The 20,672-nt window shown below is 72.7% G+C and carries 18 protein-coding genes; 5 read left to right on the plus strand and 13 right to left on the minus strand.

Annotated features, from left to right (window positions below; genetic code table 11):
• Positions 1-14: 14 nt before the first annotated feature.
• The 3 genes from RVR_RS10680 to RVR_RS10690 all read right to left on the minus strand — a co-directional run bounded on the left by RVR_RS10680 (position 15) and on the right by RVR_RS10690 (position 3,347).
• Positions 15-1,094 carry a LacI family DNA-binding transcriptional regulator gene (locus RVR_RS10680; RefSeq protein WP_202233619.1) on the minus strand — a complete coding sequence of 360 codons (1,080 nt, stop codon included), beginning with the start codon at positions 1,092-1,094 and terminating at the stop codon, positions 15-17.
• Positions 1,095-1,311: 217 nt separating this feature from the next.
• The gene (locus RVR_RS38585) at positions 1,312-1,929 is read right to left on the minus strand and encodes a MarR family winged helix-turn-helix transcriptional regulator (RefSeq protein ID WP_202233620.1); all 618 of its coding nucleotides are present in this window, start codon (positions 1,927-1,929) and stop codon (positions 1,312-1,314) included.
• Positions 1,926-3,347, minus strand: coding sequence for an MFS transporter (locus RVR_RS10690; protein ID WP_202233621.1), 1,422 nt, complete (start codon positions 3,345-3,347; stop codon positions 1,926-1,928). The genes RVR_RS38585 and RVR_RS10690 overlap by 4 nt, the downstream gene beginning before the upstream one ends.
• A gap of 123 nt (positions 3,348-3,470) precedes the next feature.
• On the opposite strand from RVR_RS10690, the gene dusB reads away from it, so the two are divergent.
• Positions 3,471-4,646: a tRNA dihydrouridine synthase DusB gene (dusB, locus tag RVR_RS10695; RefSeq protein WP_202233622.1), complete on the plus strand. Its 1,176-nt coding sequence runs from the start codon at positions 3,471-3,473 to the stop codon at positions 4,644-4,646.
• 432 nt (positions 4,647-5,078) lie between these two features.
• Positions 5,079-7,841, plus strand: a complete 2,763-nt coding sequence (gene ppdK / locus RVR_RS10700; RefSeq protein WP_237404677.1) for a pyruvate, phosphate dikinase — start codon at positions 5,079-5,081, stop codon at positions 7,839-7,841.
• 160 nt (positions 7,842-8,001) lie between these two features.
• Here ppdK and RVR_RS10705 read toward each other — a convergent pair whose 3' ends face one another.
• The 6 genes from RVR_RS10705 to RVR_RS10730 form a co-directional block, all read right to left on the minus strand.
• Positions 8,002-8,541: an NUDIX hydrolase gene (locus RVR_RS10705; protein ID WP_202233624.1), complete on the minus strand. Its 540-nt coding sequence runs from the start codon at positions 8,539-8,541 to the stop codon at positions 8,002-8,004.
• Positions 8,542-8,549: 8 nt separating this feature from the next.
• On the minus strand, positions 8,550-9,671 hold the full coding sequence (locus RVR_RS10710; protein ID WP_202233625.1) for an adenosylhomocysteinase: 1,122 nt from the start codon (positions 9,669-9,671) through the stop codon (positions 8,550-8,552).
• 107 nt (positions 9,672-9,778) lie between these two features.
• A complete protein-coding gene (locus tag RVR_RS10715; protein ID WP_202233626.1) occupies positions 9,779-10,627 on the minus strand; it encodes a helix-turn-helix domain-containing protein in 849 nt (282 codons plus the stop codon).
• Positions 10,628-10,644: 17 nt separating this feature from the next.
• The gene (locus RVR_RS10720; RefSeq protein WP_237405282.1) at positions 10,645-11,091 is read right to left on the minus strand and encodes a DUF6879 family protein; all 447 of its coding nucleotides are present in this window, start codon (positions 11,089-11,091) and stop codon (positions 10,645-10,647) included.
• Between the two features lie 43 nt (positions 11,092-11,134).
• Positions 11,135-11,368 (minus strand): hypothetical protein, encoded by a 234-nt coding sequence (locus RVR_RS10725; protein WP_202233628.1) that lies wholly within the window; start codon positions 11,366-11,368, stop codon positions 11,135-11,137.
• A 156-nt stretch (positions 11,369-11,524) separates the two neighbouring features.
• On the minus strand, positions 11,525-12,412 hold the full coding sequence (locus tag RVR_RS10730) for a helix-turn-helix transcriptional regulator (RefSeq protein ID WP_237404678.1): 888 nt from the start codon (positions 12,410-12,412) through the stop codon (positions 11,525-11,527).
• Positions 12,413-12,705: 293 nt separating this feature from the next.
• On the opposite strand from RVR_RS10730, the gene RVR_RS10735 reads away from it, so the two are divergent.
• Entirely contained in the window at positions 12,706-14,175 is a 1,470-nt protein-coding gene (locus tag RVR_RS10735; protein WP_202238526.1) for an MFS transporter, read from the plus strand.
• 419 nt (positions 14,176-14,594) lie between these two features.
• Positions 14,595-15,596, plus strand: coding sequence for an aldo/keto reductase (locus RVR_RS10740; protein ID WP_202233630.1), 1,002 nt, complete (start codon positions 14,595-14,597; stop codon positions 15,594-15,596).
• Between the two features lie 207 nt (positions 15,597-15,803).
• On the opposite strand, the gene RVR_RS10745 is transcribed toward RVR_RS10740, so the two are convergent.
• Positions 15,804-16,229 carry a Fur family transcriptional regulator gene (locus tag RVR_RS10745; RefSeq protein ID WP_237404679.1) on the minus strand — a complete coding sequence of 142 codons (426 nt, stop codon included), beginning with the start codon at positions 16,227-16,229 and terminating at the stop codon, positions 15,804-15,806.
• 262 nt (positions 16,230-16,491) lie between these two features.
• Here RVR_RS10745 and RVR_RS10750 point away from each other — a divergent pair, with 262 nt between their 5' ends.
• Positions 16,492-17,874 carry a glycine--tRNA ligase gene (locus RVR_RS10750; RefSeq protein ID WP_202233632.1) on the plus strand — a complete coding sequence of 461 codons (1,383 nt, stop codon included), beginning with the start codon at positions 16,492-16,494 and terminating at the stop codon, positions 17,872-17,874.
• 71 nt (positions 17,875-17,945) lie between these two features.
• Here RVR_RS10750 and RVR_RS10755 read toward each other — a convergent pair whose 3' ends face one another.
• The 3 genes from RVR_RS10755 to RVR_RS10765 all read right to left on the minus strand — a co-directional run bounded on the left by RVR_RS10755 (position 17,946) and on the right by RVR_RS10765 (position 20,432).
• A complete protein-coding gene (locus tag RVR_RS10755; protein ID WP_202233633.1) occupies positions 17,946-18,743 on the minus strand; it encodes an isoprenyl transferase in 798 nt (265 codons plus the stop codon).
• A gap of 91 nt (positions 18,744-18,834) precedes the next feature.
• On the minus strand, positions 18,835-19,581 hold the full coding sequence (recO, locus tag RVR_RS10760; RefSeq protein ID WP_202233634.1) for a DNA repair protein RecO: 747 nt from the start codon (positions 19,579-19,581) through the stop codon (positions 18,835-18,837).
• A gap of 149 nt (positions 19,582-19,730) precedes the next feature.
• Positions 19,731-20,432, minus strand: coding sequence for a TerB family tellurite resistance protein (locus RVR_RS10765; RefSeq protein WP_202233635.1), 702 nt, complete (start codon positions 20,430-20,432; stop codon positions 19,731-19,733).
• Positions 20,433-20,672: the final 240 nt, after the last annotated feature.

The raw sequence follows: 20,672 nt of genomic DNA on the forward strand, positions 1-20,672 counted from the left end.
GCCGCGCGGCCCGGCTACTCCCCCGCCGGGCCCTCCGCGCCGGCGCGGGGCGGCGCGCTGCTCGCCCGCTCGACCAGGCGCGTGGCCAGGTCCACCCGCAGGGTGCTCGGCTGGCGGCCGCGCGCCAGGTCGAGCACCAGCCGCGCGGCGGCCTCGGCCATCTCAGTCAGCGGCTGCCGGACCGTGGTCAGCGGCGGGCTGATCCAGCGGGCCAGCGGCAGGTCGTCGAACCCGACCACGCTCACGTCCTGCGGGATGCGCAGGCCCAGTTCGCGGGCGGCCTCGTAGAGCCCGAGGGCCTGGAGGTCGTTGCCGGTGAAGACCGCGGTGGGGCGGTCGGGGCGGCCGAGCAGCGCCAACCCGGCGGTGTAGCCGGCCTCGTGGTGGAAGTCGCCGGAGCGCACCAGGTCCGCCTCGTAGGCGACGCCGGCGGTCTCCAGGGCGGCGCGGTAGCCGTCGATCCTGGCCCGGCTGCACATCATGCCGCCCGGGCCGCCGATCACACCGATCCGGCGGTGGCCGAGCTCCAGCAGGTGGCGGGTGGCGGCGAGGCCGCCCTGCCAGTTGGCGGCGCCGATCGCGGGCACGTCCTCGCCCGGGTCGCCGGCCGGGTCCAGCACCACGAACGGGATGTCGCGGCTGGTGAGTTGGGCGCGCTGCGCGGGGTCGAGACCGGACAGCACCAGGATCACGCCGGTCGGGCGGCGGGCCAGCACGCCGTCCACCCAGGTCTGCCCGGGGCTGAGCCGGCCGGCGGACTCCGACAGCACCACGTTGAGGCTCTCCTGGCGGGCCACGTTCTCCACCCCGCGGATCACCTCCATCGCCCAGGAGCTCTCCAACTCGTGGAAGACCAGGTCGATCAGCGGTGCGGGCTGCACGCTGCCGCGCCGCCGCTGGTAGCCGTGCCGGCGCAGCAGTTCCTCGACCCGGCTGCGGGTGGCGGGCGCGACGTCGCCCCGGCCGTTGAGGACCTTCGAAACAGTCGGAGCCGACACCCCCGCGGCCCGGGCGATCTCGGCAAGCGTCGCGCTGCCGCCGCCGGGCGTCTCCGGCTGGTCGTCGCGGGGCGGCTGCACGCTGGTGGCACTCATGCCAGTGATCGTAGCCCGCCGGAGCCCCGTAGGCAGCGCCCCGCGGGCACCGCAACGCCGCCCGCCCGACGCCGTAACCTTCGCCGTCGAAACCGAAACATTCGGATCGACCCGGCGCGCCGGTCCTCGGCCCGCGCACGGGCATCGGCCGACGCACGGGCGAGGACCGCCTCCCCGGCCGGGCACCCCGAGGAGCACCCGGCCGCAGGACGGACGCCTACTGGCCCGGTTCGACGCCGGTGCCGCCTCGCGCCGCGGCCAACGCCTGGGCGCCCGCGGCGACGAGCCCCGAGACGATCCGGTCCAGCGCGGCGAGGTCGTCCGGGGGCAGGGCGGCCAGCGCGGGCGGGGCGTTGCCGAGGATCGCGTTCGCGCGGACGGCGGCCTCCCGCCCCTTCTCCGTCGCCGAGACGATCTTGCAGCGCCGGTCGGTGGGGTGCTGGCGGCGCTCGACGAGCCCGCGCTCCTCCAGGTCGTCGACGATCAGGGTGAGGTAGGGGCGGTCGGAGGCGAGTTCGGTGGCGAGGTCGCTCATCCGGTACGGCCGCGCGGCGATCCGGCGCAGCGCCTTGACCCGGAAGAAGCTCATCCCGAGCGCCTCGGCGGTCTGCTTGCGCCGCTCGTTCTGCTCCAGCACCAGGGCCCGCAGGTTGCTCCAGACCCGCTCGGCCGCGCCCGCGGCCTCCTGCGACCCCTCGGCCACGCCGACCGGAGCGGCCGCCGCCGGCCCCTCGCCCTCGCCTGCGGCCGGAGTGACCGCCGCGCCGTGGTCGGGTCCGGCCGCCGTGCCGTGATCGGGTCCGTGCGCCGTGTCGTGTGCGTGCGCCGTGGTCATGACGTGCTCACCGCCACCTTGTCCTTCTCCGCCTCGGGCGCCATCAGCGCCGACGCCGTCCGGTCCGCCGTGCCGCGCGCCCAGCGGCCGGTGGTGAGGAAGCCGAGCCCGAGCACGGCCGCCCCGCATCCGGCAATGATCCACCATGCCCCCTCGTGCAGTCCCGCGGCGAGCGCCGCGCCCAGCACCGCGACGCCGAGGGACGAGCCGACCTGGCGGCTGGTGGACGCGACCGCGGCGGCCACGCCCGCCTGCGCGCGCGGCATGCCGGACACCGCGGTGTTGGTGATCGGCGCGTTGATCAGGCCGAACCCGATGCCGAACAGGACGTACGCGGCGAAGAGTTCCACGTCGTGCTCCTCGGCGTGGAAGGCCGAGAAGAGCAACCCGCTCGCGGTCATCGTGATCCCGGCGAGCACCAGGGGCAGCCGCGCCCCGCGGGTGCCGATCAGCCGGCCGGACACCGGCGCGAAGATCAGGCACATCAGGGCCATCGGCACCATGTACAGGCCGGCGTCCAGCGCGGACAGACCCCGGTCGTTCTGGAGGTAGAGGGTGTTGAGGAAGAGGAACCCGCCCAGCGCGGCGAAGCCGCAGACCGCGATGAGGGTCGCGCCGCTGAACGGGACGCTGCCGAAGAAGCGCACGTCGATCAACGGGTCGACGCGGCGCCGTTCGTAGCCGGCCAGTGCCAGCACCGCCGCCGCGGCGACCACGAAGCTGCCGACGATCAGCGGCGAGCCCCAGCCCGCGCCGGTGCCCTCGATGATCCCGTAGGTGAGGCTGCCGAGCAGCAGGATCACCAGCACCTGGCCGATCGGGTCGATCCGGCGGGCGCGGGGGGCGCGGGAGTCGGGCACGAAGCGCGCGGTCAGCACCAGCGCGGCCACGCCGACCGGCACGTTGATCCAGAAGATCGAGCGCCAGCCGACCGACTCCACCAGCGCGCCGCCGATGATCGGCCCGGCGGCCATGCTGATGCCGACCACGCCGCCCCACACGCCGATGGCCTTGGCGCGCTCCTTGGGGTCGTCGAAGGTGTTGGTGATGATCGACATGGCCACGGGGTTGAGCATCGAGCCGCCGACCGCCTGGAGCATGCGGAAGGCGATCAGCCAGCCCAGCCCCGGAGCGAGGCTGCACAGCGCCGATCCGAGGGTGAAGACCACCAGGCCGATCTGGAAGATCCGTTTGCGCCCGACCCGGTCGGCGGTGGAGCCGGCCAGCAGCAGCAGCGAGGCGATCACCACCAGGTAGGCGTCGATCGTCCACTGCAACCCGGAGAGCGAGGCGTGGAAGTCCCGCTGCATCGACGGCAGCGCGACGTTCAGGATCGTGTTGTCCAGGCTGACGATCAGCAGGCTCATGCAGCAGATCGCCAGGACCAGCATCCGGCGCCGGTAGGTCAGCTCGGGCATACCTTCGCGTCCCCGCCCTCTCCTTGCTTGTACAAACAGAATCATTACTACTGTACAACCGATTTGGTTGTTGTCGTACAACCGTCTTCCCGACCCGCTCCGCCGGTACGGGACAATGGGCGCATGACCGCTGACGCCACCCTGGCCCCGCCCGCAGCCGGCGCGCTCCGGATCGGCCCGCACACCGTGTGGCCGCCGGTCGTCCTGGCCCCCATGGCGGGCATCACCAACGCGCCCTTCCGCACGCTGTGCCGCGAGTTCTCCGGCGGCCGGGGGCTGTTCGTCAGCGAGATGATCACCACCCGGGCGCTGGTCGAGCGCAACGAGAAGACGATGCAGCTCGTGCACTTCGACGCCGGCGAGACCCCGCGCTCCCTCCAGCTCTACGGGGTGGACCCGGCGACCGTCGGCAAGGCGGTGCGGATGATCGTGGACGAGGACCTCGCCGACCACATCGACCTCAACTTCGGCTGCCCGGTGCCGAAGGTCACCCGCAAGGGCGGCGGCTCGGCCCTGCCCTTCAAGCGCAACCTGCTGCGCGCGATCCTGCGCGAGGCGGTCGGCGGCGCGGGCGACCTGCCGGTGACCATCAAGATGCGCAAGGGCATCGACGACGACCACCTCACCTACCTCGACGCCGGCCGGATCGCCGTGGAGGAGGGGGTCACCGCGGTCGCGCTGCACGGCCGCACCGCCGCGCAGCACTACGGCGGCACCGCCGACTGGGAGGCCATCGCCCGGCTGAAGGAGCACGTCCCGGAGATCCCCGTACTCGGCAACGGCGACATCTGGTGCGCCGAGGACGCGGCGCGGATGATGCGCGAGACCGGCTGCGACGGCGTGGTGGTCGGCCGCGGCTGCCTGGGGCGCCCGTGGCTGTTCGGCGACCTGGCCGCCGCGCTCGCCCCGGACCCCGACGGCGGCCCGACCGCCCCGGCGCGCCCGGACTTCGCCGCGGTCGCCGCGGTCATGCTGCGCCACGCGGACCTGCTGGGCCGCTGGCTCGGCGACGAGACGCGCGGCGTGGTGGACTTCCGCAAGCACGTGCCCTGGTACACCAAGGGGTTCGCGGTCGGCTCCGACGTCCGGCGGGCCCTGGCGACCGCCTCCTCGCTCGCCGAACTCGCCGACCTGCTCGGCTCGCTGGACCAGGCGCAGCCGTGGCCGGCCCACGCCGACGGGCCGCGGGGCCGTACCGCCCCCGGCAAGCGGGTCGTGCTGCCGGACGGCTGGCTGGACGACCCCTTCGCGTGCGCCGTCCTCACCGAGGACGCGGAGTCGGCGACGTCCGGCGGATGACCTCCGGATGGCCCGCGGGCGGCGCCGGGGTGACTTCCGGACGTCGCCCGGGAGGCTCGCGCGCGCCCGATAGGGCCGTTTCCGCGCCCGGTGTGGCGTAGGCCGGCTACGTCCGACGGATGAGACGCGGGGCACGCGGAACACGTGATTCACACCACGTCTGATACTTCATTCGCTCAAATGAGCGCACATCAGAGCGCGCCACTTCTCGAATGCACGGCACTCAGTGCCACCGGGTTGTGTACACACGGGGACCGCGATCGTCACCCCCCGTAGCCGAATGGCCTTCCGCACCTCGCGCTGCGAGGTCTTCCGTTCGACTCGTGAACGCACCACCCGATGCCGCCGGGCGGCCGCCCGCTTTGGATTAGACGGCAGACGAGCGGTTACACCCGTGTGTCGTGATGATGGACGTCGTTGGGAACCTTCGAGATGGGTACGCTCCCCGCCGTCAGGGCATCCAGGACGCGAGGAGTCAACGGACCCGTGTCGACACGCGAGAAGAAGCGCAAGTACGTCTACGACTTCACTGAGGGCAACAAGGACCTCAAGGACCTGCTCGGCGGGAAAGGTGCGAACCTCGCCGAGATGACCAACCTCGGTCTGCCCGTCCCTCCGGGCTTCACCATCACCACCGAGGCGTGCAAGGTCTACCTGGAGTCCGGTGCGGAACCGGCCGCGCTCCGCGACGAGGTGAGTGCGCACCTCGACGCGCTGGAGAAGCGGATGGGCCGCACGCTCGGCCAGCACGAGGACCCGCTGCTGGTGTCGGTGCGCTCCGGGGCCAAGTTCTCCATGCCGGGGATGATGGACACCGTTTTGAACATCGGGCTGTCGGACGCCTCGGTGGCCGGTCTGGCCGCGCAGTCCGGCGGCGACGAGCGGTTCGCCTGGGACTCCTACCGGCGCCTGGTGCAGATGTTCGGCAAGACGGTGCTCGGGGTGGACGGCGACCTCTTCGAGGAGGCGCTGGAGGAGGCGAAGCGGGCCAAGGGCGCCGACAGCGACCTCGGGCTCGACGCCGCCGACCTGCGCGGACTCGTCGAGCGGTTCAAGGCGATCGTCGCCGAGCAGGCCGGGCGGGAGTTCCCGCAGGAGCCGCGCGAGCAGATGGACCTGGCGATCCGGGCGGTCTTCGACTCCTGGAACACCGAGCGGGCCAAGCTCTACCGCCGCCAGGAGCGCATCCCCGGCGACCTGGGCACCGCGGTGAACGTCTGCTCGATGGTCTTCGGCAACCTCGGCCCCGACTCCGGCACCGGGGTGGCCTTCACCCGCGACCCGGCCAGCGGCCACCAGGGCGTCTACGGCGACTACCTCCAGAACGCCCAGGGCGAGGACGTGGTGGCCGGCATCCGCAACACGGTGCCGCTCGCCGACCTGGAGAAGATCGACAAGGCGTCGTACGACGAGCTGATGAAGATCATGGAGACGCTGGAGACGCACTACCGGGACCTGTGCGACATCGAGTTCACCATCGAGCGCGGCCACCTGTGGATGCTCCAGACCCGGGTCGGCAAGCGGACCGCGGCCGCCGCGTTCCGGATCGCCACGCAACTGGTCGACCAGGGGCTGATCGACGAGGCCGAGGCGCTCCAGCGCGTCAACGGGGCGCAGCTCGCCCAACTGATGTTCCCCCGCTTCGAGGACTCCGCGACCGCGGGGGCGAAGTTCCAGCGGATCGGCTGGGGCATCGCCGCCTCGCCCGGCGCGGCCGTCGGGAAGGCGGTCTTCGACTCGTACACCGCGGTGAAGTGGTCGCGGTCCGGCGAGCGGGTCATCCTGATCCGGCGCGAGACCAACCCGGACGACCTGAACGGCATGATCGCCGCCGAGGGCATCCTCACCTCGCGCGGCGGCAAGACCTCGCACGCGGCCGTGGTGGCCCGCGGGATGGGCAAGACCTGCGTGTGCGGGGCGGAGGAGCTGGAGGTCGACACCAAGCGGCGCCGGCTGACCGCGCCCGGCGGGGTGGTGATAGAGGAGGGCGACCTCATCTCGATCGACGGGTCCTCGGGGAAGGTCTACGTCGGGGAGGTGCCGGTGGTGCCGTCGCCGGTGGTCGAGTACTTCGAGGGCCGGATGCACGCCGGCGCCGACGAGGCCGACGAACTGGTGCAGGCGGTGCACCGGGTGATGGCGTACGCCGACCGGGTACGGCGGCTGCGGGTGCGGGCGAACGCCGACAACGCCGAGGATGCCTCGCGGGCACGGCGGTTCGGCGCGCAGGGCATCGGGCTGTGCCGCACCGAGCACATGTTCCTGGGCGAGCGGCGGGAGTTGGTCGAGCGGCTGGTGCTGGCCGACACCGACGCCGAGCGGGAGGAGGCACTGGGCGCGCTGCTGCCGCTGCAGAAGGCCGACTTCGTGGAGCTGTTCGAGGCGATGGACGGACTGCCGGTCACCGTACGGCTGTTGGACCCGCCGCTGCACGAGTTCCTGCCCGACATCACCGAGTTGTCGGTTCGGGTCGCGCTCGCCGAGGCCCGCAAGGACGAGAACGAGAACGACCTGCGGCTGCTCCAGGCCGTGCACAAGCTGCACGAGCAGAACCCGATGCTGGGGCTGCGCGGGGTGCGGCTCGGCCTGGTGATCCCCGGGCTGTTCGCGATGCAGGTGCGCGCGATCGCCGAGGCCGCCGCGCACCGCCGCTCGGTCAAGGGCGATCCGCGTCCGGAGGTCATGATCCCGCTGGTCGGCACCGTGCAGGAGCTGGAGATCGTCCGCGAGGAGGCGGACGCGGTGATCGCCGAGGTCGAGGCGGCCACCGGCACGCAGCTCAAGCTCTCCATCGGCACCATGATCGAGCTGCCGCGGGCGGCGCTGACCGCCGGGCAGATCGCGGAGGCGGCCGAGTTCTTCTCGTTCGGCACCAACGACCTCACGCAGACGGTGTGGGGCTTCTCCCGCGACGACGTGGAGGCGTCGTTCTTCACCGCCTACCTGGAGAAGGGCATCTTCGGGGTCTCCCCGTTCGAGACGATCGACGCCGACGGGGTGGGCTCGCTGGTGCGCGCCGCCGCGGAGGCCGGCCGCGCGGTGCGCCCGGGCCTGAAGCTCGGGGTGTGCGGCGAGCACGGCGGTGACCCGGAGTCCGTGCACTTCTTCCACCGGACGGGCCTGGACTACGTCTCGTGCTCGCCCTTCCGCATCCCGGTCGCCCGTCTCGAAGCCGGCCGGGCGGCGGCCCGTTGACCATCTGAAACCGGGGCCGGGTCCGGCCCGCCGGCGGCGGCCCTGCCCTGGGCCCACCCTCACCGTCCGGCACCTTCCGACCCGACCCCACCCGGGGGCGGCGCTCCGTGCGAAAGCGCCGCCCCCGACCCTTTCCCAAGCGCCCCGGCCCGGCAGGTGGTCAGAGCGCCGGCAGCCGGCTGCGCAGCGGCTCGGTGGTGATGGTGTCCGCGAACTGCCAGGAGTAGTCGAGGACCTCCTCGGCTTGGAGGCCGGCCACGTCGGCCGTTGTCCGGAAGAGGAACCGGAAGTCGAAGTGCTGGTGGTCGGGTTCGTCCTTGGCGGGGTTGGCGGGGATGGGGTGCACGTCGATGTGCAGCGGGACGGCGCTGTCGGGGGTGACCGCGTCGGGACTGATGCCGGTCTCCTCGGACAGTTCGCGCAGGGCGGCTCCCATGAGGGTGTCGTCCATCTCCTCCAGGTGGCCGCCGGGGAAGAGCCACTTCCCGAGGGCCTTGTGCTCCACCAGCAGCACGCGGCCGTCGGGGCGCAGCAGCAGGGCCCCGGCGGTGGCGTGGCCCCGGAACTCCTTCCGAGAGGCGATGGTCTCGGCGGTGTCCTCCAGTGCGTCGAGGAGGCCCGTGACGGAGTCCTTGTCCTCGGGGTGCTGGTCCAGGTACGCGGTGAGGGTGGCGCGTACGTGCCGGGCGGTGATGGGCATGGGTCTCCTCAGCGGTTGAAGTAGGTCAGCCAGGTGTCGGCGATGACGGCCCGGTCGGCAGGGTTCACGGCGTGCATGCCGTTCGTGAGGTCGCCGCGGACGAGCATGCGGATGGCCGCGAGTATCTCGGCCTGGACGAGGAAGATGAACGGGCCCACGCTGGCGCCGTGCAGGAAGTTGACGGCGTTGCCGCCGTTGAGCAGGTAGAAGTAGTGGCCCGTGGTCTGGTAGCGCGTGACGTGTTCACCGTCTCGGGTGCGCTGGTAGACGGCGGGCAGCCCGGCCAGGTCGAGTTCGTCCTCGCTACTGGTGACCGTGGCGACGTAGGCGCCGTTGCGCAGCGAGGAGAAGTCCTCGCTGCGCAGACAGACGGCGCCGGTGGCGCACAGGACCAGGCCCGCTCGGTGCAGGGCGGTGTCCCGGTCGCGGGCGACGGTGAAGCCCTGGGAGAGGGCCTGGGTGCGGCGGATCGGGTCGATGTCGTGCACGGTGACCTGGACTCCCTTGGCGTGCAGGAGTCGGGCGATGGAGGAGCCGAGCTTGCCGAACCCGATGACCAGGGCGGGCCGGCCGTGCAGGATGTCACCCCGGCCGCGCATCAGCGCCTCGGTGGAGAAGACGACGGACTGGCCGACGAGGAAGTCCTCGGGGTCCTTCAGGGGGGAGCGGGCCACGGACACGACGGGGCAGGGGTGCTTGTCGAGTGCGGCGTACCGCCGGTGGCCGTTCTCGGTGTCCTCGACCACTCCGAGGACCGTGCCGGAGAAGCGCTCCTGAACGGCGCCCAGGGTCGGGGCGAAGTACCCGCCGACGTCGAGCAGGACCACGGGCTCACCCGCCGCACGGCTCTCCAGGTACTCCACGGCCTGGTCTGCGTCGGCGAACAGGTCCCGGCTGAGGGGGTCGCACTGCGCGATCCCCTCGACCTCGCGCAACGCCGGAGGCGCGATCGACTTCGGCTTGGGCAGCACCGCGCGCAGGTGGGACGCGGAGGCCACGGCCCGGACGAAGCTCGGACGTTCGGGCAACAGATGGGTGACCAGCAGCGACGAGGACTGTGTCTCCGGGCGGAAGTGCGACGTGATCTTCCCGAAGTAGGCCTCCAACCGGGCGCGTTCGAACGACTCCACGGGTCCCCCTTCGGCAGGCCGACGTACCCGACGTCGGCGACGACGTCTGCCGAGCGTAGGAACGAGTCCGTGGTCGCCTCCACGGTCTTGCGCGGGTTTGCACCGATTCACCCCAGCACATCGAGGGCCGTGCCGATGAGGGACCTCGCGGCGGCGCCGTGGACCGCGATCCCCGCCAGCTCGGTGAAGGCTCGCGCGTAAGCGCCGATCTCGCCCGGCTGGGTGACGGTCAGGTGGGCGGACACCAGCTCCACGTTGACCTGCGCGTCGTCGTAGATGGTGAAGGACTCGACGGGCCATCCGACTCCGCGAGGCCGACCGAGGGGCACGACGCCAAGGCTCACGGACGGCAGTGCAGCGGCCGTGACGAGATGGCGCAGTTGCCCCGCCATGACATCCGCGTCTCCGATGACCGTCCGCAGGACCCACTCCTCGATCAGTACGGCGAAGCGGTGGTCGCCCGAGCGCAGGACCCGCTGGCGGTCCATGCGCACGGCCACGGCGGCGTCGATGTCGTCCGGCACGTCCCGGAGTGCGCTGACGGTGCTCAGCACGGCACGCGTGTAGGAGTCCGTCTGGAGCAGGCCGGGGATCACCCATGACTGGTAGGTGCGGAAACGCCGCGTGCGCTCGAACAGCGGGCGCACCGACTCCTGCGCGTGCGTGAGGCCCGCTTGTTCCATGCGTCGCCACTCGACGTACTGGCCCTCGATGCCGCGCGCGGTGGCGATGAGGCCGGCCGTTCGATCGGCCACGTCACAGATGTCCGTCCACGCCCTGATGTCGGCGACGGAGGGCGGCGTCCTGCCGTGCTCCAGCCGTGAGGTCTTCGACTCGTGCCAGCCGGCGCGCCTGGCCAGTTCCCGGCCGGTCAGACCTGCTTCCTGCCGGATCTCGCGCAGTCGCCGGCCGAGCGCGTGCCGGGCCTCGTGGACGCTTGAGGAAGGGGACGTCACTGCCCTCGTACCGCGTTTCAGCCGATCGCGTAGTCAGCGTGCGGCACGGCACGCTCCCACACCCTCGTGAAGGCATCCGCGCACAGTCGCACGGCGGCCTGGTCGGTCCGCACCTCCTCATCGTCGGCGGCCGGTTCGCCCTCCCCGTCGAAGTGGTGGAAGACGACGACGTCGCCGTCGAAGAGCCAGAAGTCGTTCCCCGGAAGCGCCAGGTCCGATGCCCGCCGCCGGGCCAGCCAGCGGACCTGCTCGCCGGCCGTGACATTGCCGGCCGTCAGGTGGTGCTCGAACCGGACGTAGTCGCTCACCGGCTCCGAGACGATACGGGCCCGCCGCACCGGAACGCCCCGGGACGTCGTCTCCGCGATGAGGGACAGCCATGCACCGGCCACCACGAGGCCGTCCCGCTCTCCCGCCCGCCAGGCCGCGAAACGCGGATCGGAGCGCATGTACCCGTCCCGCATCTCCAGGTGCACGGCGCTGCGGCGGCAGGAGCGCAGCCGGTCCTCAAGAGTTGGTGCCGGTCCCGCCACTGCCGTTGACCTCCGGGAAGAACTGCATCATGCGCTGGGGGAACTCGATGACGGTCTCGTGGTCGGGGATGTCCAACTGCCGCAGGCGCTCGGCGTCCAGCACCTTCCATCCCTGCAGGAGATAGTGGCCCGTCACGTCGTCGTAGTAGACGGTGGGCGACTTTCCCTCGGGGCTCTCCGGGTCCTTGCCCAGCCTGTGCAGCGTCATGGTCTCTCCGCCGGGGACGGTCTGCGAACTGCCTGTCTCCGGAAGCTTCCTCCGTCCCGCCCGCGCTTCCCACCGCCTTGCACGAACTTGCACGAAACGAGGCGACCGGCCCTGTCCCGCCCCCGGGATCCGACGGGGGTGGCCCCGGGGTGTCGTTCAGACGGCCAGGGGGTGGGGGGTGGCGGGGTGGGAGGGCTCCGTGGTGATCAGGGTGTGGAGGCGGTGGAGGCGTTCGCGGGTGGTGTCGTCCGCCGGGACGTAGGTGGTCAGCCGCGGGCCCTGCTGCGGGCCGAGCCACAGGTGGGTGAAGTCGAAGGCGAGCAGGCCGACATCGCGGTTGAGGTAGCGCTTGACGTGGCTGTCGGGCTGGACCAGCACCTCGTGGCGCTCCCACATCGCGCAGAACTCCGGAGACCCCTGCTGGAGCCTTCTGAGCAGGGCCTTCCACGCCGGGTCCGCGAGGTGCTGCGCCATCGAGGCGCGGAACTTCGCCGCCATCAGCCGGATATTCTCCTCGCGGTCCAGCATCCGCTCGCGCCACGCCGGGTCGGTGAAGGCGAGCCACATCAGGTTGCGGTCCTCGGGCGGCATCCCGTCCAGGTCGCCGACCAGGCGCCCGTAGGTCCGGTTGTGGGCGATGATGTCGTAGCGGCTGTTCAGGACGGCCGCGGGCAGCGGTTCGAGCTGGTCGACCATGGCGCGCACGGTCGGCGACATGCCCGGGCAGTCCAGGTCCGGGTGCGGGTCGGCGGCCCCGGCGAGCGTGAACAGGTGGCGCCGCTCCATCCGGTCCAGCATGAGCGCGCGGGCGATGGCGTCGGCGACCTGCCCGGAGACCTGGATGTCCCGGGCCTGCTCCAGCCACGTGTACCAGGTCACCCCGACCGCGGCGAGCTGCGCGACCTCCTCGCGGCGCAGCCCGGGGGTGCGCCGGCGGCGGCCGGGCGGCAGCCCGACCTGCTCCGGCGAGATCCGCTCGCGGCGGCTGCGCAGGAAGGACGCGAGTTCGTGCCGGCGGCTCCGCGCGGCGGTCCCGGCGTCCACGGCCGCGCCTCGGCTCCGCCCCGCGGTCCGGCCACCCGGCGCGCCGCGGTCACCCGACGCACCGGCGCCCAAGGCCGCGGCGGCGTTCCCCGCGGTGGGCCCCGCCGTGACCCCCGCCGAGACCCCCACCGTGGGCCCCGCCGCCCCGTCGGCGCCCGTACCGCCCTCGCTCGATGTCATGCTTCCAGCGTGCCGCACTCCCCAGCCCGTTGCCAGGTGGTCCGTATACCTGGATAAACGCTCTCTGGTACCCCCCTGAGCGGCGGTCCATCGTGGTCCGGGTGAGCGATCGCATGGAACACACCCTGACGTCCCGGGCCCAGGTGCTGCCCCGGGTCACCCACCTCGGCGCCGCGAAGGGCACCACCCCCGCCCCCGCCCCCGGCCTGAGCGCCCTCGGACTGCTGACCGTCCTGCTGGGCGCCGCCCTCCCGATGGTCGACTTCTTCATCGTCAACGTCGCCCTGCCCACCATCGACCGCGACCTGGACGCGGGCTCCGCGGTGCTGGAGATGGTCGTCTCCGGGTACGGCGTCGCGTACGCGGTGCTGCTGGTGCTCGGCGGCCGGCTCGGCGACATGTTCGGCCGCCGCACCCTCTTCCTGTGGGGCCTGGCGCTGTTCGCCCTCACCTCGCTGGCCTGCGGCGTCGCCCCCGACGCGTGGACGCTGGTCGGCGCGCGGGTCGCCCAGGGCGCGGCGGCGGCGCTGCTGCTGCCGCAGGCCCTGGCCACCATCCAGTCCGCCACCTCCGGCAGCGGCCGCGGCAAGGCGCTGAGCTACTACGGCGCGACCGCGGGCGTCGCCAGCGTGGTCGGGCAGGTGCTGGGCGGTGTGCTGGTCTCCGCGGACATCGCCGGCAGCGGCTGGCGGGCGATCTTCCTGGTGAACGTGCCGGTCGCCGCGGTCGCCTTCTTCCTGGCGCTGCGCTCGGTGCCGGAGACGAGGTCGCAGCACCCGGCGCGGATCGACCGCGCGGGCACCGGGCTGCTCGCGGTGGCCCTGATCACGCTGCTGCTGCCGCTCACCGAGGGCCGGGCGGCCGGCTGGCCGGTGTGGGCGTGGGTGCTGCTGGCGCTGTCGCCGTTCGCCGCGGCCGGGTTCGTGGCGGTGGAGGTGCGCGGCGAACGCGCCGGCGGCAACCCGCTGCTGCCGCCCTCACTGGTGCGCATCCACAGTGTGCGCAGCGGGCTGATGCTGATCGTGCCGTTCTGCCTGGGCTTCGGCGGGTTCATGTTCGTGCTGGCGGTGGCGATGCAGGACGGGCTGGCGTTCAGCGCGTTGCAGGCGGGCGCGGCGCTGACCCCGCTGTGCGCCGCGTTCTTCGCCGCCTCGCTGCTCGGGCCGCGCGCGGTGGCGCGGTGGGGGCGGCTGACCGTGACCGGCGGGTCGCTGATCCAGGCGGTGGGCCTGCTGGTGCTGGCCGGCACGTTCTTCCAGGGCTGGCCGCACCTGGGGGTGTGGTCGCTCGCGCCGGGCATGGCGGTGGCCGGGTTCGGCCAGGGCCTCGTGCTGCCGGTGGTGTTCCGGATCGTGCTCAGCGAGGTGCCCGCGGCGCAGGCGGGGGTCGGCAGCGGCGCGATGGCCACCACGCAGCAGTCGGCGCTGGCGCTGGGCGTGGCGACGCTCGGCACCCTCTTCCTGAGCCTGTCGGGGTCGTCGATCGGCATCCGGGACGCGCTGGTGTGGACGCTGCTCGTCCAGCTCGTGGCGGTGGCGGCGACGGTGGCGCTGAGCCTGCGGCTGCCGCGCAGGGTGGTGTGACGCGGGCGGGGGCACCGCGGGTCTCGGGCACTGCCCCGGGCAACGGTCCGGGGCTGGCGGGCCCCGGACGACCGGACGACCGGACGGCGGTACGGTCCCGCCGCCCTCCCCGGCGGCCCGGGCGACGGTTCCTGGACGGCGGCCCGGGGAACCGGCCGGCCTGCCAACGCGGGGTGGTCGCCCGGAAAACGGCCGCCCGCGTGGGACCGTGGAGAGGACGTGCCCCGGCTTCGGACCCGACCCGACCAGGACCCGGACCAGGACCCGGACCAGGACCCGGACCACCGTCGCCCCACCACGCCGGACGGCCGGGCACCGCCCCGCCGGCACGTCCGCCCGTACCACCCCCGTCCCCGACCCGCGCCCCGCGCCCCGCCTTCGAACGACCACCACCCCCGTCACCACGAGGAGAACCCTTGATGCGCACCCGCACCCTCGGCAGGACCGGCCCCGCCGTCTCGGCCCTCGGCCTCGGCTGCATGGGCATGTCCGCGGTCTACGGTGCCGCCGACGACGCCGAGTCGATCGCCACCATCCACGCCGCCCTCGACGCGGGGATCGACCTGCTCGACACCGGCGACTTCTACGCCATGGGCCTGAACGAGCTGCTGATCCGCGACGCCCTGCGCGCCCGTCCCGGCAGCCGCGAGCAGGCCGTGATCAGCGTCAAGTTCGGCGCGCTGCGCGACGCCGCCGGCGGCTGGGGCGGGTACGACGGCAGGCCCGCGGCGGTGCGGAACTTCCTGGCGTACTCCCTCAACCGGCTCGGCACCGACCACGTGGACGTCTACCGGATCGCCCGGGTGGACCCGGCGGTGCCGATCGAGGAGACCGTCGGCGCGATCGCCGAGGAGGTCCAGGCCGGGCGGGTACGGCACATCGGCCTGTCCGAGGTCGGCGCGGAGACCCTGCGCCGGGCCGCGGCCACCGCGCCGATCTGCGACCTCCAGATCGAGTACAGCCTCTTCTCGCGCGGCATCGAGGAGTCGATCCTGCCCACCGCCCGCGAACTGGGCATCGGCGTCACGGCGTACGGGGTGCTCTCCCGCGGCCTGCTCAGCGGCCACTGGACGAAGGAGCGCGGCACCGACCCGACCGACTTCCGCAACCGCAGCCCGCGCTTCTCCGGCGACCACCTCGACCGCAACCTGCTCCTGGTCGAGGCGCTGCGCGAGGTCGCGGAGGGGAAGGGCGTCACGGTGGCCCAGGCCGCGATCGCCTGGGTGCTCTCGCGCGGGGAGGACATCGTGCCGCTGATCGGCGCCCGCCGCAGGGACCGGCTCGCCGAGTCCCTGGGCGCCCTCGACGTGGCCCTCGACGCGTCCGACCTGGCCGCGGTCGAGGCCGCGGTGCCGGCCGACGCGGTGTCCGGCACCCGCTACGACCCGGCCCAGATGAAGCACCTCGACAGCGAACGCTGAGCCCCCGCAGGGCGGGTGGCCCGGCAACCGGATCGCCGGGCGTCCCAGGTCCCGCGGTCCCCGGCTCCGGCCGCCGCGCCACCCGCCCACCGGGCCCACCGGCCCTGCGGTGCCGCCGCATGTCGGCCCGGGCGGGGCGGGGGGCGGGCAGCACCGGCGGCGCGGGCCGACCCGAGCGTCCGGCCCCCGCCATGAAGCCCCCGCGGGTCAGCGCGCGGCCCGCTCCGCGCCCGCGCACTCCGCGCAGGTCCCGATGATCTCCATCGTGTGCGAGACGTCCACGAACCCGTGGGTCGCCGCGACGGACTCCGCCCACTTCTCCACCGCGGGCCCCTCGACCTCGACGGCCTTGCCGCAGCCGCGGCAGACCAGGTGGTGGTGGTGGCCGCCGCCGGAGCACCGGCGGTAGACGGACTCGCCGTCGCCCGTGCGCAGCACGTCCACCTCGCCGGCGTCGGCGAGCGCCTGGAGGGTGCGGTAGACGGTGGTCAGGCCCACCGAGTCGCCGCGGTGCTTGAGCAGGTCGTGCAGGTCCTGCGCGCTGCGGAACTCGTCGACCTCGTCGAGGGCCGCCGCGACCGCGGCGCGCTGGCGGGTGGAGCGGCCGCGCACCGGCTGCTTCGTGCTGTCCACCGGGTGCCTCCTTCTCGGTCGTCGTCCCGGACGCCCCGATCGCCCCCGGCGCGCCCTCGCGCACCTGTCCGGGCGGCCCATTGTGCCAGCCCGGGCCCGATCGCCACGGCCGGGACAAGTGGAAACCGTTGTCAAGTATGGCGCACTCCGGGCCGTACCGGACAGCGCCGCCGGCCCGCGCGCCGGAACGGATTTGATATGGGCCCCGCACCCGCCGGTAATCTGGGGCGACCGAACCCCCCGTCGCACTGAAGAGAGCACCGTGGCCGCCGACAAGATCGACACCATCGTCAGCCTGAGCAAGCGCCGTGGCTTCGTTTTCCCGAGCAGTGAGATCTACGGCGGTTCCAAGGCCGCCTGGGACTACGGACCGCTGGGCGTCGAGCTCAAGGAGAACATCAAGCGCCAGTGGTGGCGCTCCATGGTGATTTCGCGTGACGACGTGGTGGGACTCGACTCGTCGGTGATCCTCGCCCCCGAGGTGTGGGTCGCCTCCGGCCACGTGGCCACCTTCTCCGACCCGCTCACCGAGTGCACCTCCTGCCACAAGCGCTACCGCGCCGACCACCTGGAGGAGGCGTACGAGGCGAAGCACGGCAAGCTCCCCGCGAACGGCCTCGCCGACATCAACTGCCCGCACTGCGGCACCAAGGGCGCCTTCACCGAGCCCAAGCAGTTCTCCGGCATGCTCCAGACGCACCTCGGCCCGACGCAGGACGCGGGCTCGGTGGCGTACCTGCGGCCCGAGACCGCGCAGGGCATCTTCGTGAACTTCGCCCAGGTGCAGACCACCGCGCGCCGGAAGCCGCCGTTCGGCATCGCCCAGATGGGCAAGTCGTTCCGCAACGAGATCACGCCCGGCAACTTCATCTTCCGCACCCGCGAGTTCGAGCAGATGGAGATGGAGTTCTTCGTCAAGCCCGGCGAGGACGAGAAGTGGCACGAGTACTGGATGCAGGAGCGCTGGAACTGGTACACGGGCCTCGGCATCCGCGAGGAGAACATCCGGTGGTACGACCACCCGAAGGAGAAGCTCTCCCACTACTCCAAGCGCACCGCGGACATCGAGTACCGCTTCCAGTTCGGCGGCCAGGAGTTCAGTGAGCTGGAGGGCGTCGCCAACCGTACGGACTTCGACCTGTCCTCGCACGCGAAGGCGTCCGGCCAGGACCTGTCGTACTTCGACCAGGAGGCCGGCGAGCGCTGGTACCCGTACGTGATCGAGCCCGCGGCCGGCGTGAACCGCGCCATGCTCGCCTTCATGCTCGACGCGTACAACGAGGACGAGGCGCCGAACGCCAAGGGCGTCATGGAGAAGCGGACCGTGATGCGGCTCGACCCGCGGCTGGCGCCGGTCAAGGTCGCGGTGCTGCCGCTGTCCCGCAACGCGCAGCTCTCCCCCAAGGCCAAGGGCCTGGCGACCGCGCTGCGCAGGAACTGGAACATCGAGTTCGACGACGCGGGCGCGATCGGCCGCCGCTACCGCCGCCAGGACGAGATCGGCACGCCGTTCTGCGTCACCGTCGACTTCGACACGCTCGACGACAACGCGGTGACGGTGCGCGAGCGCGACACGATGAAGCAGGAGCGCGTCTCGCTCGACCAGGTCGAGTCCTACCTCGGCTCCCGCCTGCTGGGCTGCTAGCCGCCGCACCGGGGCCACGACGCCCCGGGGGAGGAGGGTTCCGGCCCCCTCCCCCGGGGCGTCGTCGTGCGCTACGCCTGGGCGGAGCCGAAGCGGCGGTCGCGCTGGGCGTACTCCAGGCAGGCGCGCCACAGGTCGCGGCGGTCGAAGTCCGGCCACAGGACGTCCTGGAAGACCATCTCCGCGTAGCTGCTCTGCCACAGCAGGTAGTTGGAGGTGCGCTGCTCGCCGCTGGGGCGCAGGAAGAGGTCCACGTCGGGCATGTCGGGGTAGTAGAGGTACTTCGCGAAGGTCTTCTCGTTGACCTTCGACGGGTCCAGCCGGCCCGAGGCCACGTCGCGGGCCAGCGCCTGCGCGGCGTCGGCGATCTCGGCGCGCCCGCCGTAGTTCAGGCAGAAGTAGAGCGTCATCGCCCTGTTGCCGACGGTCTGCTCCTGCGCGACCTGGAGCTCCTGCACCACGGACTTCCACATCTTCGGCATCCGGCCCACCCAGCGGATGCGGATGCCGAGTGCGTCCATCTCGTCCCGGCGGCGGCGGATCACGTCGCGGTTGAAGTTCATCAGGAAGCGCACCTCCTCCGGCGAGCGCTTCCAGTTCTCGGTGGAGAAGGCGTACAGCGACAGGTTCTTGACGCCGATCTCCAGGCAGCCCTTCAGCACGTCGAGCACGACGCCCTCGCCGACCTTGTGGCCCTCGGTGCGCGGCAGGCCCCGCTCGGTCGCCCACCGGCCGTTGCCGTCCATCACGACGGCGACGTGCTGGGGGACCAGGTCGCTCGGGATCTTCGGCGGCCGGGCGCCGGAGGGGTGCGGCTCGGGCGCGCTGTAGCTCTTGCGGTGACGGGTGAGGATCCCGCGTCGTGCCATGGTGGTACGTCTCCCGACAGGTCGTGGCAGGTCGTCGTCGATCATGCGGTGCGGTGCGGTGGGGGCGTCGCGGTACGGAGCGGCGCGGGCGTCACTTCTCCACGAAGCGCAGCGACCGCAGCCCGCGCTCCAGGTGCCACTGGAGGTAGGCCGCCACCAGCCCGCTGCCCTCGCGGCAGTGGCGTGGCTCGCAGGCGTCCGCGGTCTCCCAGTCGCCGCCCAGCAGCGCCCCGAGGAGTTCCAGTGCCTCCCGTGAGGGTACGACGCTTCCGGGCACCCGGCACTCGCCGCAGACGACTCCTCCCGCGCCGACCGAAAAGAACCGGTTCGGTCCGGCCATGCCGCACCGCGCGCAGTCGTCGAAGCTCGGGGCGTAGCCGTTGACGGCCAGCGAGCGCAGCAGGAAGGCGTCCAGCACCAGCCGGGGTTCGTGGCTGCCCGCGGCGAGCGTGCGCAGCGCGCCGACCAGCAGCAGGTACTGCTGCACGGCGGGCTCGCCCTCGTGGTCGGTGAAGCGCTCGGCGGTCTCCAGCATGGCGGTGCCCGCGGTGTAGCGCTCGTAGTCGGCGACGATGGCACCGCCGTACGGGGCGATGGTCTCGCCCTGCGTGCACAACGGCAGGCCGCGGCCGACGAGTTCGCCGCCCCGGGTGAAGAACTGCACGTCGACGTGGCTGAACGGCTCCAGCCGGGCGCCGAACTTCGACTTGGTGCGGCGCACCCCGCGGGCCACCGCGCGCACCCGGCCGTTCCTGCGGGTCAGCAGGGTGATGATCCGGTCCGCCTCGCCCAGTTTCTGGGTGCGCAGCACGATGCCGTCGTCGCGGAACAGACTCATGCCGTCCATTCTCGCCTACCGGGAGGCCCCCCGGGGAAACGGTTCGCCCCGCCGCGCCACGCGCCCCCCCGCGCGGCGACCCCCGCGTCCCGCACCGCGCACCGCGCCCCGCCGCCGTACGCCCCGTACGCGTACGCCGGCGAAGCGCGCTACGCCGCCGTCGCGGCCGCCCGCAGCAGGCGGTCGATGTCCTCGGTGCCCATCGACAGGCAGCGGCCGATCGCCTCCAGCACGTCCCGCTCGGCGGGCAGGTAGGGGCCGTCGGCGAGCGCGATGTGCGCGCCTTCGAGCAGCACCCGCTCGCGCCCCTGCGGCGCGAGGTGGTCGGTGAGCGGCTCCAGCGCCTCGTGCAGCTCGATCGACAGCCAGCTACCGCAGCCGTCGACGGCCTCGGCGAAGGAGTCGGGCCCCAGTTCGTCGGACCGGCGGAACCGGCCCTCGTCGGCGACGATCGCGGCGAGCAGGCCGAGCAACTGGTCCTCGGTGCAGTCGCTGAAGCCCGCGGCGCGCACCGCGCCGACCGCGGCCTCCCGGGTGGGCCGGGCGTCGGCGCCGCCCGCGGTGAGCACGGCGAGCGCGATGGTGTGCACCGCGTCCCGCAGCATCGCGGAGAAGCGGGTGGTGGTGGGACAGGCCAGCACCTCGGAGCCGTACTGCCGGTGGCAGGCGGTGCACTCGATCACGCTGCCGGCCGAACCCCGCGCGAACAGCGGGACGTTGAGCACGGTCAGCCTGCGGGTGCCGGTTCTGCGGTGGTAGGCGCGGTCACCGCCGCACTCGGGGCAGTAGAACTCGCCGTCGTCCTCGGTGTGCCAGGACGTGCGCACACTCCAGATAGGCCCCAGTTTCATCGCACCCTCCGGCCGTCGTCGTCCCGGTACGCATCCGCAACGGCCCAACGCGCGCAGCGGCCACGGTGCCGTTGAGCGTGATGTTAGCCACAGTTGGCTACGCCGTCAGTACCGCGTGCGGGGTCAGTTGCCCTCGGCCGGGGCCGACCCGGGTCACCGGGCCGCCCGTTCGGCACGTTTTCGGCACCTTCTGCCGCGGAGGGTTTGCGCGCGGCCCCTCGCACCCCGGCGCGCGAATCA

Source organism: Streptomyces sp. SN-593 (assembly GCF_016756395.1).
In the GTDB taxonomy this organism is placed as follows: Bacteria; Actinomycetota; Actinomycetes; order Streptomycetales; family Streptomycetaceae; genus Actinacidiphila; species Actinacidiphila reveromycinica.